The following is a 17232-nucleotide window of genomic DNA, read 5'->3' on the forward strand; positions in this document are numbered from 1 at the left end:
TTGACCACTCAAGCATCATACAAGAGGGCTTTTTTGTTTTCAAGTCCCCGAAAATACTTCTAACAGGAATGCTCCTTAATATCTCATTAAAAGATTAAACTAAGAAAAATATAATGTAAAATCAAAGGATTTCATAATGCAAGAAGTATTTTTACAATGATATTGATTCTTCATGGTTCAGCAAGATAAATAAAAAATACAGAATTAAGTTATAAAATGGTAAAATCAGCTCAAATCATAGAATTTATACATAAAATGTTAGGTATTATGCGCAATATAGTAGTGTAAGTATTTTATTTTTTCGCTAAATGATTTAGCGGAAGAACGAAATCAATCTATATTTATGAGGAGGAATGAATGTTGTTTTATTCTGTTGTTTGTAATAGCTGCAGAAGAAACTTCCAATTAGCTGAAGGAAGCTTGGCTTTCCGTATGTATAAAGGAAGAAAAAGCCAATTTATGTTTTGTGAAGATTGTCATAGTAAAGTGCGAGTAGATGCAGTTAAGAATGTTTTGAATGCGAGTGATTCATACAATGATGAAAAGTAACGAATAAGGTTAATATAAGAAATGATTTATGAGATTGCTATTCATAAATCATTTTTTTGTGTCATTTTTCCCAAAATAAAATATTTTTTATATTAAAAATAACTCTTTTAATCCTTTTTTTTTATATACAAGATGTTTTTTGCTATAAATAAGTGTTTTTTTCAGAAAGACAATTGTGTTTTTCCACGAAAATGTTTACACTTAAAGACGTAAATAAATTTTTATACAATACAATTTATTGCTTTATATAAATTTGGTTTGAATATGATTGAAGAAATAATTGAACAATATATAAAGTGAAAGTAATAGTAAATACATCTGTGTTAATACATAGGAGGATTAAAAATGACAAATAAAGAACTGAAAAGGGGATTGGAAGCAAGGCATATCCAAATGATTGCCCTTGGTGGAACAATTGGCGTTGGCTTGTTTATGGGTTCGGCAAGTACAATTAGCTGGACAGGGCCATCTGTTATGCTTGCTTATGCAATTGCCGGTATTTTCGTTTATTTCATCATGCGTGCAATGGGAGAAATGCTTTATCTTGAGCCGAAAACGGGATCTTTTGCTACATTTGCACATGAATATATTCATCCATTAGCTGGTTATTTAACAGCTTGGAGTAACTGGTTCCAATGGATAATTGTCGGAATGTCAGAAGTTATTGCAGTTGGTGCTTACATGCAATATTGGTTTCCAGATCTTCCTGCATGGGCACCTGGTATTGTTGTTATAGTGATTTTAGGTATTGCTAACTTAGTATCAGTTAAATCATTTGGTGAATTTGAATTTTGGTTTGCATTGATTAAAATTGTTACTATTATTTTAATGATTATAGCAGGGGTTGGATTGATCTTCTTTGGTCTTGGAAACGGTGGACATCCCATTGGCTTTTCAAATTTATGGTCAAATGGTGGATTCTTTACAGGTGGCATTAAAGGCTTCTTCTTTGCATTATCACTAGTGGTTGCTGCATATCAAGGTGTGGAATTGATCGGTATTACAGCAGGTGAAGCAAAAGATCCTCAAAAATCCATTACAAAAGCTACAAAGTCAATTATTTGGCGTATTTTAATATTCTATATTGGTGCAATTTTTGTCATTGTTACAGTTTATCCTTGGGATGAACTAAAAGCAGTTGGAAGTCCATTTGTTGTAACATTTGCAAAAATCGGTATTACAGTAGCAGCTGGTTTCATCAACTTTGTTGTTATTACTGCAGCGATGTCTGGATGTAATAGTGGGATTTACAGTGCTGGGCGTATGATATATACACTTGCTGAAAATGGTCAGGCACCTAAAATTTTCTTGAAAGTTTCTAAAAATGGTGTTCCATATTGGGGAACTATCGCTGTTTTAATCGGTTTAGTGATTGGGATTGTTTTAAATTTTGTAGCCCCGTCTAAACTATTCGTTTATGTTTATAGTGCTAGCGTATTACCAGGTATGATTCCTTGGTTTGCCTTATTAATCGCTCAAATTCGTTTTAGAAAAGTACATGCAGAAGATATGAAAACTCATCCATTTAAAATGCCTTTTGCACCAGTAAGTAACTTTGTAACCATCCTATTCTTATTGATGGTATTAGTAGGCATGTGGATGAATGATGAGACACGGATTTCATTAATTGTAGGGATTATTTTCATAGCACTGATGACAGTACTGTTTTATATATTAGGTATGCATAAACGCGAGTATAAAATATATAAATAACAAAAAAATAAATAACATTTCATAAAACCGGAATCTCTTGGAACAAGGGCTTTTCCGGTTTTTGTTTTCGGTAGCAGAGAGCGAGATCTTTCTCAATCATAACTCAATAGGGTTATAATAGAAGTAACAAGCAACAGGAAGTAAGGAGTGTTTTTAGATGCGTAGCTTCATCGTCATGCAAGGAGAAACTTATGAGGAAGACAAGGATTTGGGGGTGATTTGGTCACCAATCTATGATAAGGCAGGGCTAGAACCTCACTTTTGGGCCCGGATGAAACAAGTGAAGAAGGGTGATATTCTCTTCCATTATGTCAAAGGGTCAATTGTTGCGATTAGTGTTGCTCAAAGTGATTGTGTAGAAAAAGCAAAACCTGTTTTGTTCCGTTTACAGACTGAAGAAAAAGGACATGTTGTTTATACCAAATACTTTACATTAGATATTCCTTTAATCATAAGGGACTTTTGGCAAGAAATTTATCCTTTACTTCCAACGAAATATTCGGCTTTTCAAGAGGATGGTAGTGGAAATGGTGGTTATTTATATCCTTGCCATGAGGAAATGACATTAGCCTTTTCTAGTATCATTCGAACTTTAAACAAAAAGAATACGGAAGAACAATTATCATTATCTATTGATGCTATTCAAATGACGAATCCATTGTTTACATTACTAGATTATATAGATAAAGAAGTCAAACAACAGGTTCTACAAGAGCAATCATTATTTATAGAACGTCAAAGATCATTATGGGATGGTCAATGTCCAATATGTCATATTAATCTACCAAAAATGATGCGAGCAACTCATGCTAAACCTATTAAAGATAGTCTATTAGAAGAAAGAAATGATCCTTATAACGGTGTTTTTCTTTGTGCAAACCATGCAGTCTTATATGAAGAAGGACTTATCTCGTTAGATGGTAGTGGGAAATTACACATTTCTCAACAAATTCAACCTGAAGAATACAGTAGATTTCAATTGACAGCTAATAAGAAGATTACGATAAACAAAGAAAATAAAACTTATTTCAGATGGCATAAACGTTATCATTTTCACCCATAATGGTTAAGCGTCACCATTTTGAAATAATATAAAAAAACATTGTTTTTTGTCATATAAAATTGTTTATGCTTAAAATAAAAATATGCTATGATGATTTCAGGGAGAGTGAACACAATTGCGTAATAAAAGAAGAAAACTTCAAAAACATGAAAATGTTATTGTGTTCCCTGGGGCAGTTGATAGGCTAATAACTGAAGGTCAAAAGTTTGCCGAAAATTATCAATATGATAAAGCTGTTGAATCATTGCGTGAAGCTTTGCAGTATACAGATGATGATGAAGGACTATTAAGTATCTACGCATTTTCTTTGTATGAAACAAGAAATTTCCAAGAAGCGAAAGCTGTTTGCGAGAAATTATTAGCTATAGGTCCACAATTATACATAGAAACTATGGAACTTTATTTGACGGTATTAATGGAGTTAAAAGAATTCAATCAAGTTGAGACATTAATCAGTTCTCTACTTGAGGAAGATGTAATCCCACCAGAGTCCCAAGATAAATTCATTCGTATAAAAAATCTTAATGCTATGATTGCTGATTCGCAAAGTAATGAGCAACCAGGTGATATGGAATTAGAAAAGACATCTGAACAACTTAAAGCAGATACCTTTTTTGCTCAAACAAATTTGCAACAAATGAAACATCTACAAGCTATTCGTGAACTGAACCTTCGTCCACTGAAAAACTTATTAGTTGCAATAATTGAAGATAATCGCGCACATCCGATGATTCAAAGTTTTGTATTGTACTTACTTGTCCAACAAGAAATTGATATAGAAGTACAAGTGAGAAAATTTGATAAAGAATGTACTATAAACCCTATAGATCTAGATTTCCCTGATGAATTGCCTGTTGCTAAAAAAGTATTGAAACTTGTAGAAGAATTATTAGAACAAGAACCAACAACTTTGGAAATGGTACAATATTTGTTGACAAGGCATATGTTTGTAACTTATCCATTTGAATGGTTTCAGTACTCACCAGAGGAAGTGGCAGACGGTTATATTGATTTCGTACATGCGATGTTTGGAGAGGTAAAAGAAACAGATTATGATTTATTAGACCTTATAAATCTACTTGAAGAACAGTCTGAGCTGTTTGATGTGTGAAATCAGTTGAAACTATAGCTATCTATGATATACTAAAACAGTTGTGAAAGTCGTATTAACGAGTGAATTGTCCAACATTTGAATTTAATTTTGGAGGTATTTATAAATGTCAGCAAAATGGGAAAAACAAGAAGGCAACACTGGATTACTTACAGTAGAAGTTGCTGCTGAAAAAGTTGATGAAGCTTTAGATAAAGCATTCAAAAAAGTAGTAAAACAAATTAATGTACCAGGGTTCCGTAAAGGTAAAATGCCTCGTCAAATGTTCGAAAAGAAATTTGGCGTTGAATCATTATTCCAAGATGCATTAGAATTTCTAGTAAACGAAAATTATCCTTTAGCTATTGATGAAACTGGTATCGAACCTGTTGATCAACCAGAAATCGATTTCGAAATGGAAGATCTAGGGAAACACAAAGACTTCAAATTTACTGCTAAAGTAACTGTAAAACCAGAAGTTACTCTTGGTGACTACAAAGGTTTAGAAGTAACTAAACAAGATACTACAGTAACTGATGAAGAAATTGAACAACAACTAAAAGAGCAACAAGCTCGTCTTGCTGAATTAGTCGTAAAAGAAGATGGCGCTGTAGAAGAAGGCGACACAGCTGTAATCGATTTCGAAGGCTTCCAAGATGGCGTAGCATTCGAAGGCGGTAAAGGTGATAACTACTCATTAGAAATCGGTTCTGGATCATTTATCCCAGGATTTGAAGAACAACTTGTAGGCGTAAAAGCTGGCGAATCTAAAGATGTAGTTGTAACATTCCCAGAAGAATATCATGCTGCAGAATTAGCTGGTAAAGAAGCTACTTTCAAAGTAACTGTAAAAGAAGTAAAAGCTAAAGAACTTCCTGAATTAGATGATGATTTAGCATCAGAAATCGATGCAGAAGTAGAATCTTTAGACCAACTTCGCACTAAACTAAAAGAAAAAACTGTTGCTGAAAAAGAAAGTGCTTCAGAAACAGCATTACGTGATGATTTAGTTGAAAAAGCTGCTGAAAATGCAACAATCGATATTCCAGAAGCAATGGTTGAATCAGAAATCAACCGTATGCTACAAGAATATGATCAAAGCTTACAAATGCAAGGTATGAACCTTGACCTATATTACCAATTCTCTGGTCAAGATGAAGCAGCTTTACGCGCTCAAATGAAAGAAGATGCACAATCACGCGTTCGCGTTGCATTAGTTCTTGAAGCAATTGCAGAAGCTGAAAAAATCGAAGCATCTGAAGAAGATATTAACGCTGAATTAGAAAAAATGTCTGAACAATTCAAAATGGATGCTGAACAAATCAAATCAGTACTAGGTGGAACAACTGTACTTGAACACGATGTGAAAATTCGTAAAACAGTTGAATTCTTAGTTGAAAACGCTAAAGTAACTGAATAATAATTTGTTATAAAGTAAACCTGAACAAGGTACGGGTTTTTAATCCGTACCTTGTTTTCTTAATATAAATTTAGAAAATTCTTAATGATACATATTAAGAACAAATATGTAATAGAGTTCGTAATATTTGATAATCTAGGATGAATCTTGTAACATTGTTGCATGAATAGGGGTGAAATAATTGTTCAAATTTAATGATGAAAAAGGCAATTTAAAATGCTCATTCTGTGGTAAACCACAAGAACAAGTTCGTAAACTGGTTGCAGGACCTGGGGTATATATTTGTGATGAATGTATCGATCTTTGTTCTGAAATCGTAGTTGAAGAACTTGGTACTGAAGAAGAAGTTGAGCTAAAAGACATTCCAAAGCCAAAAGAAATACTAGATACTTTGGATGATTATGTCATCGGACAAGAACGTGCAAAAAAAGCGTTATCAGTAGCTGTATATAATCACTACAAACGTATAAATTCAAACAGTAAAGTTGATGATGTAGAGTTATCAAAATCTAATATTGTACTAATCGGACCAACTGGTAGCGGTAAAACATTATTAGCACAAACTTTAGCGCGTATTATTAACGTACCATTTGCAATTGCAGATGCGACTTCTTTAACTGAAGCTGGTTACGTTGGGGAAGATGTTGAAAATATCTTACTTAAACTAATCCAAGCAGCTGATTATGATATCGAACGTGCTGAAAAAGGGATTATCTATATCGATGAAATCGATAAAGTTGCACGTAAATCTGAAAATCCATCAATCACTCGTGATGTCTCAGGTGAAGGTGTTCAACAAGCACTTTTAAAAATCCTTGAAGGAACAACAGCAAGCGTTCCACCACAAGGCGGTCGTAAACACCCACACCAAGAATTTATCCAAATCGATACAACTAATATTTTGTTTATCGTAGGTGGTGCATTTGATGGAATCGAGTCAATTATTAAACGCCGTATGGGTGAAAAAGTAATTGGTTTCGGTTCTGATAATACAAAGCAACATATGGATGATAAAAATTTGATGAAGCATTTAATCCCTGAAGATTTGCTTAAATTTGGTTTGATCCCTGAATTTATAGGTCGATTACCAGTATTGGCAAGCTTAGAACAATTAGATGAAGATGCGCTTGTTCAAATTCTAACAGAACCAAAAAATGCTTTAACTAAGCAATATGAAAAAATGTTAGAACTTGATAATGTGGACCTTGAGTTTGAAAAGGGTGCATTATATGAAATTGCAAAAGAAGCTATCGAACGTAAAACAGGCGCACGTGGCTTACGTTCCATCATAGAAAATATTATGTTAGATGTCATGTTCGAATTACCTTCTCGTGATGATATTACAAAATGTATTATTACAAAGGAAACTGTTACAGATAAAGCTCGACCAAAACTTCTATTACAAGATGGTACAGAGTTAGAGTCAGACAACAAAAAAACGTCTGCATAAGAACTGATTGAAGAACTGGCTTCGAACAAGTGCCAATCAGCACTGTTCGTTGCCAGTTTTTTTATATAAGATGAAACTACATCAATCATAAGAGCAGATTAAACTTAATATTGTGCATGAAAAGAGTATTCTGTAACATACTTAATGTGTAAATAATAAATTCAAAAGATACAATAAGATATGTGATCTTTAAAATTACTCGGAGGTGTTCACCCGTATGGCAGAGGTAACTAGAAAAAAGGACATACCACTATTACCACTTAGAGGGTTACTCGTTTATCCAACGATATTATTACATATTGATGTAGGTCGTGAACGCTCGATTGTAGCATTGGAAAAAGCGATGGCTGATGATAATTTAATTTTTCTTGTCACACAAAAGGTCATGAGTGTGGAAAATCCTACTGAAGAGGATTTGTACCAAGTAGGGACAGTTGCTTATGTCAAGCAAATGTTGAAATTGCCAAATGGCACATTACGTGTCCTTGTAGAAGGTCTTAATCGTGCCAAAATCAAAAAAGTTACAATTTCTGATGATTACGTGTCTGCTAAGATAGAAAATTTAGAAGACGCAAAAGAAGTCGACATTGAAACAGAAGCATTGATGCGTACGTTATTATCCTATTTTGGAAAATATTCAAAGTCATCTAGTAAAATTTCAAATGAAGCTTATGAAACTGTTGCAGATCTTGAAGAACCTGGACGTTTTGCAGATACGATTGCCTCTTATTTACCACTAAAAATGCAAGCAAAACAAGAAATCCTTTCTACAATAGATGTAAAAGAGCGCATCAAACTATTAATCCAACGATTACATGATGAACAAGAGGTATTAAATCTGGAACAGAAGATTAATACCAAAGTAAAACGCGCAATGGAAAAAACACAAAAAGAGTTTTATCTACGTGAACAGATGAAAGCAATACAAGAGGAACTTGGAGACCGTGAAGGTAAACAGGCAGAAGTTACAGAACTTAAAAAGCGTATTGAGACATCAGATATGCCAGAACAAACGCGCAATGTTGCATTAAAGGAATTAGGACGTTATGAAAAAATACCAGTCGCTTCTGCAGAGAGTGGTGTGATCCGAAATTATCTAGATTGGCTCCTTTCTATACCATGGAGTACGACGACAAAAGATCGTCGAGATATTCATGTTGCAGAAAAGATTCTTAATCGAGATCATGAAGGATTAGAAGAAGTAAAAGAACGAATATTAGAGTACCTTTCTGTACAACAGCTGACGAACTCACTTCGTGGCCCAATCCTTTGTTTAGCAGGACCACCTGGGGTTGGGAAAACTTCTTTAGCCAAATCAATTGCTGAATCTTTAAATCGAAAATTTGTTAGAATATCACTTGGGGGAGTGCGCGATGAATCTGAGATTCGTGGGCACAGAAGAACCTATGTTGGGGCTATGCCTGGGCGTATTATTCAAGGGATGAAAAAAGCAGGTACTATCAATCCTGTTTTCTTACTTGATGAAATCGATAAGATGTCAAATGATTTCCGCGGAGATCCTTCTGCAGCAATGTTAGAAGTATTAGATCCAAACCAAAATAGTACTTTCAGCGATCATTATATAGAGGAAACTTATGATTTATCGAATGTTATGTTTATCGCTACGGCTAATGATTTAAGTACAATTCCTGGTCCTTTACGAGATCGAATGGAAATTATTTCGATAGCAGGATACACAGAAGTTGAAAAGCAGGAAATAACCAAAAAACATTTAATCCCGAAACAAATGGAAGAAAACGGATTGCAAAAAACTCAATTACAAATACGTGATGATGCAGTTCTTGACTTAATACGTTATTATACTCGAGAAGCGGGTGTACGCGGTTTAGAACGTCAAGTGGCTTCACTATGTCGAAAAGCTGCAAAACAAATTGTGTCGGGCGATAAAAAGCGAGTGGTTATTACCTCAAAAAATTTAGAGGATCTACTTGGAAAACATCGATTCCATCATGGACAAGCTGAAAAAGAAAACCAAATCGGCGTTGCAACAGGCTTAGCCTATACAGTTGTTGGAGGAGACACTCTTCAAATTGAAGTATCCCTTACTCCAGGTAAAGGTAAAATCCAATTAACCGGTAAGTTAGGGGATGTTATGAAAGAGTCTGCTCAAACAGCCATTTCTTATGTGCGCTCAAAATCAGAACAATTGGGTATTGAGGAAGATTTCTTTGAAACGCATGATATTCATATACATGTCCCTGAAGGTGCTGTACCAAAAGACGGTCCATCTGCAGGTGTAACAATGGTAACAGCAATAACTTCTGCAATAACCAAGCGTCCAATAAGACGTGAGGTTGGGATGACAGGTGAAGTAACTTTAAGAGGTCGTGTTCTTCCGATTGGCGGTTTAAAAGAAAAATCACTTGGTGCTCATCGTGCAGGCTTAACAACAATTATTTTACCGAAAGACAATGAACGTGATATTGATGATATTCCAGAAAGTGTTCGAAAGGGGCTCACATTTAAGCTCGTGTCAAACGCAGATGAAGTATTGGAATTAGCGTTAGACGGAGGGATTTCATGAAAGTCAATAATGTAGAGATGGTCATCAGTGCTGTTCGACCATCACAATATCCAGAGGACGGTCTGCCAGAGTTTGCTCTAGCAGGTCGTTCTAATGTTGGGAAATCATCTTTTATCAATCGAATGATTGGTAGAAAGAGTATGGCTCGTATTTCATCAAAACCAGGAAAGACACAAACATTAAACTTCTATAAAATTGAAGAGCAATTATTCTTTGTTGACGTACCTGGTTATGGCTATGCTAAAGTCTCTAAAACAGAGCGTGAAGCATGGGGGAAAATGATAGAACAATATTTAACTGGACGAAGTGTGTTAAAAGCTGTTGTCCAAATTGTAGATATACGTCATGAACCTACTGACGATGATTGTATGATGTATGATTTCTTAAAACATTACAATATCCCAACGATTGTAATTGCAACAAAAGCGGATAAGATTAAAAAAGGAAATTATGCCAAACATAAAAAAATTGTAAAAGAAGTACTTGATATGGATCCAAGCGACCCCCTTATTCTGTTCTCGTCTGAAAAGGGAATGGGCATCGAAGAAGCTTGGGCTGAAATCGAAAAGAGAATGTAATTCTTACATAAAACCTGGAGGATGATCCTTCAGGTTTTTTATAACATCTGATTGTATTAGAAATCTTCATTTAGAGTTCAAAAGTAACGATTCATTGTCAATTAAATATCTGAAAATTTAATCTAAAAGCAACAATATTGTGCTCGTGTGTATGATTTGATAAAATATAGATTATAATAATTCTAAAGAACTTTAAATGAATTAATGTCGATTTTATGTCATATCATGTTCACAATTGAGGACAAGAATTGATTTGTATATATGTTATAATTGAAATCGCTAATTAGAACGTGAGAGGTGTATAATTTCATGCATACCATAGTAGTAGGCTTGAATTATAAAACAGCGCCCGTCGAAATTCGTGAGAAATTCTCATTTACAGAAGAAGAACTTCCCGAAGCGATGAGAGCATTACAAAGTCAAAAAAGTGTATTAGAAAATGTAATCGTTTCAACATGTAACCGTACTGAAATTTATGCAGTTGTAGATCAATTGCATACAGGACGTTATTATATCAAGCAATTTTTAGCAGAGTGGTTTCATGTTCCTGTGAAATCGTTTGAAACGCATCTATATATTCGTGAAGAAGATAATTCAATGATGCATTTATTCAAAGTTTCTTCAGGAATTGACTCTATGGTTCTTGGGGAAACTCAAATTTTGGGACAAGTAAAGGGAAGCTTTTTAAAGGCTCAAGAACTAGGGACTACTGGAACTGTTTACAATAAATTATTCAAACAAGCAATTACCTTTGCAAAACGTGCACATGGTGAAACAGCTATCGGCGAAAATGCAGTTTCTGTTTCTTATGCAGCAGTGGAACTTGCAAAGAAAATCTTTGGTTCTTTATCAAATAAGCATGTAGCTATTTTGGGTGCCGGTAAAATGGGAGAATTAGCTGCTGAAAACTTATATGGTAGTGGTGTCGGAAAAGTAACAGTCGTTAACCGTACGTTCTCAAAGGCTGAAGTTTTAGCTGAGAAATTCCATGGTACTGCTAAGTCAATGCAAGAGCTTCAATGTGTACTTTTAGAAGCTGATATTTTAATCAGTTCAACTGGTGCAACAGATTATGTAATCGATTTTGACATGATGCAATACGTTGAACATTTACGTAAAGGAAAACCTTTATTTATGGTAGATATCGCAGTTCCGCGTGATCTTGACCCACGAATTGGAGATTTACCAAATGTCTTTCTATATGATATTGATGATTTGCACGGCATTGTTGAAGCAAATCTTGCAGAACGTCAACGTGCAGCTGAGCAAATTACATCAATGATTGATACAGAAATTGATGAATTCAAAGATTGGATGGCTACTTTAGGCGTAGTACCTGTTATTGCAGCTCTTCGACAAAAAGCAGCTCGAATTCAATATGATACTATGCAAAGTATTGAAAATAAAATGCCTAACTTAACGGAACGTGAGAAAAAGGTATTAAATAAGCATACGAAATCGATTATCAATCAATTGTTAAAAGAACCAATTTTGCAAGCAAAAGAAATGGCGGGTTCTCAAAAGTCGAAAGAGCAACTAGCGCTATTCCAACAAATTTTTGGGATTGAAGAAGAAGTAGAAGAAGAAGCTCGAAAACAACAACTTCACCAAAAAGAACGCATGCAAAAATTAGCGTTAGAAACCCAAAAGGCTGATGCTAAATTGTCATATTAAAGAACTTTTTAGAAGGCGTTTTCGTGTCTATGTGATAAACTTAGAGGTGCGAAGACGCTTTTTTAATTGAATAAAGTTGAATAAAGTAACAAAAGTACAAAGGAGTCGGTTATGACTGATTTGACAATGACAAGGCTGCATGAAGCAATGACCGTCATATATGCGATCAGTCTTGTCTTTTATTTTATTGATTACCTTAATAAGGATGCAAAGGCTCACCGAATTGCTTTTTGGTTAGTATCTATTGTTTGGGTGATGCAGTCAATCTTCTTAGGTCTTTATATTATAGAAACACATCGTTTCCCAATTTTGTCCTTATTTGAAGGCATTTATTTTTATGCTTGGTTATTAGTGACAATCTCCATATTATTGCATTGCTTATACCGTGTGGATTTGCCGGTATTCTTTTTAAATGTGCTTGGGTTTATATTTATGACCATTCATACATTTGCACCCAGTCAGATTGCTCAGTCACCTGTAGGACATACGCTAATCTCTGAGTTACTCTTTATACATGTAACGTTCGCAATTTTGTCATATGTTGCATTTTCTTTGTCATTTGTTTTCTCTGCATTGTATTTAATCCTTTATAATGTACTTAAGAAAAAGAAATGGACAAAACAATGGACACGGCTTCCATCTTTGGACCAAGCCCAAAAAGGTATGTCAGCAGCATTATTAACAGGTATACCGTTTCTACTTATTAGTTTAATATTAGGATTACAATGGGGAATTACATCATTTGATCACTTTACAATCTTTGATGCGAAAATAATTGGTTCTTTTGTATCCTTATTAATCTATTGTTTAATTTTATATGGAAATCGCAAAGGAAAACTACATACTACTATGTATGCTTGGACACATGTCTATGCGTTCTTGATTGTAATTATCAACTTCTTTTTAGGAAGTCGATTATCAAGTTTTCACTTTTGGTATTAATAGAAAGGTTGGATTGTAAGTGCGTAAAATTATTGTAGGTTCAAGAAGAAGTAAGCTTGCTTTAACTCAAACAAATTGGTTCATTGACCAATTGAAAAAAGCAGGGGCACCATTTGAATTTGAAGTGAAGGAAATAGTTACAAAAGGTGATAAAATCCTTGATGTTCAATTATCTAAAGTTGGCGGGAAAGGCTTATTCGTAAAAGAAATTGAACAAGAATTATATGATAAAGAAATTGATTTTGCTGTTCATAGTATGAAGGATATGCCTGCTATACTTCCGGAAGGACTTGTAATTGGTTGTATTCCAAAACGTGAAGATCCACGTGATGCGTTTATATCAAAAGGTCATGTAAAATTTGCTGATCTTCCTAAAGGTGCTGTTGTAGGTACTAGTAGTTTACGTCGTAGTGCACAATTATTACTTGCTCGACCTGATTTAGAAATTAAATGGATTCGTGGTAACGTAGATACTCGTTTGGCAAAACTTGAAACAGATGAATACGATGCAATAATTTTAGCAGCAGCAGGACTTAAAAGACTAGGCTGGAATGATGAAGTAGTAACTGAGTATCTATCTACAGATATCTGTATGCCAGCAGTTGGACAGGGTTCACTAGGAATCGAATGTCGTGCTGATGACGAAGAATTACTTGCAGAACTTGCTAAACTAACAGATAAAGCAACATGGGAAGAAGCTCAAGCTGAACGTGCATTCCTAGCTGCTATGGATGGTGGTTGCCAAGTGCCAATCGCTGGATTTGCTCGTTATAACGAAGGACAAGTTAACTTTACTGGCCTTGTAGCAGCTCCTGATGCATCTGTTTTTTATAAAGAATCTCTTGTATCAAAAGATGCTGTTGCAGCTGGGAAAGAAGTAGCTACTAAGTTAACAGCTCAAGGTGCATTTGATTTGATTCAAAAAGTAAAGGCTGAGCAAAATGCCAAATAATTTGCCATTACAAGGACAACAAATTGTTCTAACTGGCACGAAAATGACTCACTCAGTATCTTCTAAAATAATAGAATTAGGCGGTAAAGTACATCACTTACCGCTTATTACTGTTAGAGAAGTCCAAACTTCAGAGGATTTCGATATGCTAAATCGTGCTTTTGCCTGTGAATGGCTTATTTTCACAAGTCAAAATGCGGTGCAATCATTTTCGAATAAACTAAAACGATTTAAACAGACTATAGATAAATGTGTTGCTAAAATTGCTGTAGTAGGCGAAAAAACTGCTCAAGCAATTGAAGCATTAGGCCTGAAAATTGATTTTATGCCTTCTACATATAGTGCAGATGTTTTTGTAAAGGAATTCCCAAAGCATGTAGGACAATTAAAAAGTTGTCTATTCTTGAAAGGTAGTTTAGCAAAGGCTACTATAAGAGAGGGATTACCGTTTCCAGTAGAAGAATGGACAGTTTATGAAACCATTCAAACTCTTGAGTATACTTCTGCTATAAAAAATTTGATCAAACAATCGCCATGTCAATCTATTACTGTGATCTTTGCAAGTCCATCTGCAGTAGATGTTTTTGCAAAGCATATAGCACCCGATATAGGATGGAGCGGCTTTGAGGTTGCAGCAATTGGTCACGTAACAGAAACTGCGTTACACCAAGTGGGAGTTACGGTAGATATAATACCAAAAAAATATACGATGATGGCCATTATTGACGAACTGGCTAAAAGAAGGGAACAAGAATCATGACAGAATTGAATTTTAAAAGACATCGTCGTTTACGTCAATCTGCAACAATGCGTGCGATGGTAAAAGAAACATACTTACACAAAGAAGATTTTATCTATCCAATCTTCGTAATTGATGGAGAAAATATTAAAAATCCTGTAGATTCAATGCCAGGTGTGTATCAATTTTCTCTAGACCGTTTAAGTGAAGAAATGGATGAAGTCGTATCTCTTGGCATTCCATCTGTTATCTTATTTGGACTTCCAGCTGAAAAGGATGAAGTAGGAACACAAGCTTTCCATGATCACGGAATTGTGCAAGAAGCTACACGTTTTATCAAAAAGAACTATCCAGACGTTGTAGTGATTGCTGATACATGTTTATGTGAATTCACTTCACACGGACATTGTGGTGTCGTTTCAGAAGATCATAAAATCTTAAATGATCCTTCATTAGATATTCTTGCAAAAACAGCTGTTTCACAAGCACAAGCAGGCGCAGATATTATTGCACCTTCTAACATGATGGATGGCTTTGTAGCTGCTATTCGTAAAGGTTTAGATGAAGCTGGATTTGAAGATGTTCCAATCATGTCTTATGCAGTGAAATATGCTTCAGCTTACTATGGACCATTCCGTGATGCGGCAGATGGAGCACCTAAATTTGGTGATCGTAAAACATATCAAATGGACCCATCAAATCGTTATGAGGCGATGAGAGAAGCTACAAGTGATGTAGAAGAAGGCGCAGATTTCTTAATCGTAAAACCTGCTCTTTCATATCTAGATATTGTTCGTGATGTACGAAATAACTATGACTTGCCAGTTGTAGCTTATAACGTAAGTGGCGAATATGCGATGGTTAAAGCTGCAGCAATAAATGGCTGGGTAAATGAAAAACAAATCGTTCTCGAAACATTGACTGGCATGAAACGTGCAGGTGCAGATTTAATCATCACTTATCATGCAAAAGATGCAGTTCGATGGATGGAGGAAAAATAATCAATGGCTCGTTCACATGAAAAATCAAAAGCAGCATTTGCTGAAGCAATCAATTTAATGCCAGGTGGGGTTAACAGCCCAGTTCGCGCATTTAATGCAGTAAATATGGATCCAATCGTAATGGAAAAAGGTCACGGAGCAATTATTACTGATGTAGATGGTAATGACTATATTGACTATGTTCTATCATGGGGACCACTAATTATTGGACATACACATCCTGATGTAGTAGCAGCTATTAAACGAGTTGCTGAAACAGGTACAAGCTTTGGCGCATCTACAGTTATTGAAAATGAGTTAGCCAAAGAAGTGATTAAACGTGTGCCTTCTGTTGAAATGGTGAGAATGGTTTCATCAGGTACAGAAGCAACAATGAGTGCAATTCGTGTAGCACGTGGTTATACTGGACGTGATAAAATCTTAAAATTTGAAGGTTCTTATCATGGTCATGGTGATTCATTATTAATCAAAGCTGGTTCAGGTGTTGCAACACTAGGTTTACCTGACAGTCCAGGAGTACCAATGGGAATTGCTCAAAATACATTGACTGTTCCTTATAACGATTTAGAAGCTGTACAACAAGTATTCGAAAAATATGGGGAAGATATCGCTGCAATTATAGTTGAACCAGTTGCTGGTAATATGGGTTGTGTACCTCCACTTCCAGGTTTCTTGGAAGGTTTAAGAGAAGTGACAACAAAAGCTGGATCACTTCTAATTTTCGATGAAGTTATGACTGGTTTCCGTGTAGGTTTTAACTGTGCGCAAGGATATCTTGGTGTAACACCAGACCTTACTTGCCTTGGTAAAGTAATCGGTGGTGGTCTTCCAGTAGGTGCTTTCGGTGGACGACGTGAAATTATGGAACGTGTTGCTCCAGCTGGTCCAATTTATCAAGCTGGTACACTTTCAGGGAACCCTCTAGCAATGGCAGCAGGCCTAGAAACATTAAATCACGTAACACCAGAATCATATGAATACTTCAAAAAATTAGGCGACCAATTAGAAGCTGGTTTCCGCGAAGCAGCTGAAACATACCATATTCCACACACAGTAAACCGTGTAGGATCTATGATTGGCTACTTCTTAACAAATGAAAAAGTTATTAACTTTGAAACAGCAAAAACTGCTGATTTACAATTATTCGCTGATTACTATGCATTAATGGCTGAAGAAGGAATTTTCCTTCCACCATCCCAATTTGAATGTGTATTCTTCTCAACTGCACATACAGAAGAACATATCGCAAAAACAGTAACAGCATTCCAAAAAGTATTTAAGAAATTAGCAAGATAAGATATAACAATGGCCAACGAAATTTAATTTTCGTTGGCTTTTTTTATTTTGAAATTTACTTGTTATATTAAAATAATTATTGATATATGTTCCTACTATCAAGAATGTAGCTTATATTCAAAATTCCCACTAGATTTATTAAATCTAATGGGAGGGTATAAGATTTGAATATCCCTTTTGGTAAGGGTGAGATAATTTCATTTTATTATTTTTCGAAAAG

Annotated in this window: 14 protein-coding genes; all 14 read left to right on the forward strand. The window is 35.1% G+C overall.

Going from position 1 to position 17232, the window contains the following annotated elements; genetic code table 11:
• The first annotated feature begins 357 nt into the window (after positions 1-357).
• The 14 genes from Q0977_RS03755 (at position 358) to hemL (ending at position 17012) form a co-directional block, all read left to right on the forward strand.
• Complete coding sequence (locus Q0977_RS03755) at positions 358-549, forward strand: DUF2197 domain-containing protein (RefSeq protein ID WP_119415758.1); 192 nt, start codon at positions 358-360, stop codon at positions 547-549.
• 345 nt (positions 550-894) lie between these two features.
• Positions 895-2262, forward strand: a complete 1368-nt coding sequence (locus tag Q0977_RS03760; protein ID WP_299510754.1) for an amino acid permease — start codon at positions 895-897, stop codon at positions 2260-2262.
• Between the two features lie 157 nt (positions 2263-2419).
• Entirely contained in the window at positions 2420-3325 is a 906-nt protein-coding gene (locus Q0977_RS03765) for an HNH endonuclease (RefSeq protein ID WP_119415760.1), read from the forward strand.
• A gap of 115 nt (positions 3326-3440) precedes the next feature.
• Positions 3441-4436, forward strand: a complete 996-nt coding sequence (locus Q0977_RS03770) for a tetratricopeptide repeat protein (protein WP_299510757.1) — start codon at positions 3441-3443, stop codon at positions 4434-4436.
• A gap of 106 nt (positions 4437-4542) precedes the next feature.
• Positions 4543-5835, forward strand: a complete 1293-nt coding sequence (gene tig, locus Q0977_RS03775; RefSeq protein ID WP_299510759.1) for a trigger factor — start codon at positions 4543-4545, stop codon at positions 5833-5835.
• A 181-nt stretch (positions 5836-6016) separates the two neighbouring features.
• Positions 6017-7285 carry an ATP-dependent protease ATP-binding subunit ClpX gene (gene clpX, locus Q0977_RS03780; protein WP_299510761.1) on the forward strand — a complete coding sequence of 423 codons (1269 nt, stop codon included), beginning with the start codon at positions 6017-6019 and terminating at the stop codon, positions 7283-7285.
• A gap of 217 nt (positions 7286-7502) precedes the next feature.
• Positions 7503-9830 carry an endopeptidase La gene (gene lon / locus Q0977_RS03785; protein WP_299510763.1) on the forward strand — a complete coding sequence of 776 codons (2328 nt, stop codon included), beginning with the start codon at positions 7503-7505 and terminating at the stop codon, positions 9828-9830.
• Positions 9827-10408 carry a ribosome biogenesis GTP-binding protein YihA/YsxC gene (gene yihA, locus Q0977_RS03790; protein WP_119415765.1) on the forward strand — a complete coding sequence of 194 codons (582 nt, stop codon included), beginning with the start codon at positions 9827-9829 and terminating at the stop codon, positions 10406-10408. The genes lon and yihA overlap by 4 nt, the downstream gene beginning before the upstream one ends.
• Positions 10409-10717: 309 nt before the next feature.
• Positions 10718-12082, forward strand: coding sequence for a glutamyl-tRNA reductase (gene hemA, locus Q0977_RS03795; RefSeq protein ID WP_299510765.1), 1365 nt, complete (start codon positions 10718-10720; stop codon positions 12080-12082).
• A 111-nt stretch (positions 12083-12193) separates the two neighbouring features.
• Positions 12194-13024, forward strand: coding sequence for a cytochrome c biogenesis protein CcsA (gene ccsA, locus Q0977_RS03800; RefSeq protein WP_119415767.1), 831 nt, complete (start codon positions 12194-12196; stop codon positions 13022-13024).
• Between the two features lie 19 nt (positions 13025-13043).
• Positions 13044-13976, forward strand: a complete 933-nt coding sequence (hemC, locus tag Q0977_RS03805) for a hydroxymethylbilane synthase (RefSeq protein ID WP_119415768.1) — start codon at positions 13044-13046, stop codon at positions 13974-13976.
• Positions 13966-14736 carry a uroporphyrinogen-III synthase gene (locus Q0977_RS03810; protein WP_119415769.1) on the forward strand — a complete coding sequence of 257 codons (771 nt, stop codon included), beginning with the start codon at positions 13966-13968 and terminating at the stop codon, positions 14734-14736. Before hemC ends, Q0977_RS03810 begins: the two co-directional genes overlap by 11 nt.
• Positions 14733-15716, forward strand: a complete 984-nt coding sequence (hemB, locus tag Q0977_RS03815; RefSeq protein WP_299510770.1) for a porphobilinogen synthase — start codon at positions 14733-14735, stop codon at positions 15714-15716. The genes Q0977_RS03810 and hemB overlap by 4 nt, the downstream gene beginning before the upstream one ends.
• 3 nt (positions 15717-15719) lie before the next feature.
• The gene (gene hemL, locus Q0977_RS03820; protein WP_119415771.1) at positions 15720-17012 is read left to right on the forward strand and encodes a glutamate-1-semialdehyde 2,1-aminomutase; all 1293 of its coding nucleotides are present in this window, start codon (positions 15720-15722) and stop codon (positions 17010-17012) included.
• The last annotated feature ends 220 nt before the right edge of the window (positions 17013-17232 follow it).

Source organism: uncultured Rummeliibacillus sp. (assembly GCF_934216135.1).
GTDB lineage: Bacteria > Bacillota > Bacilli > Bacillales_A > Planococcaceae > Rummeliibacillus.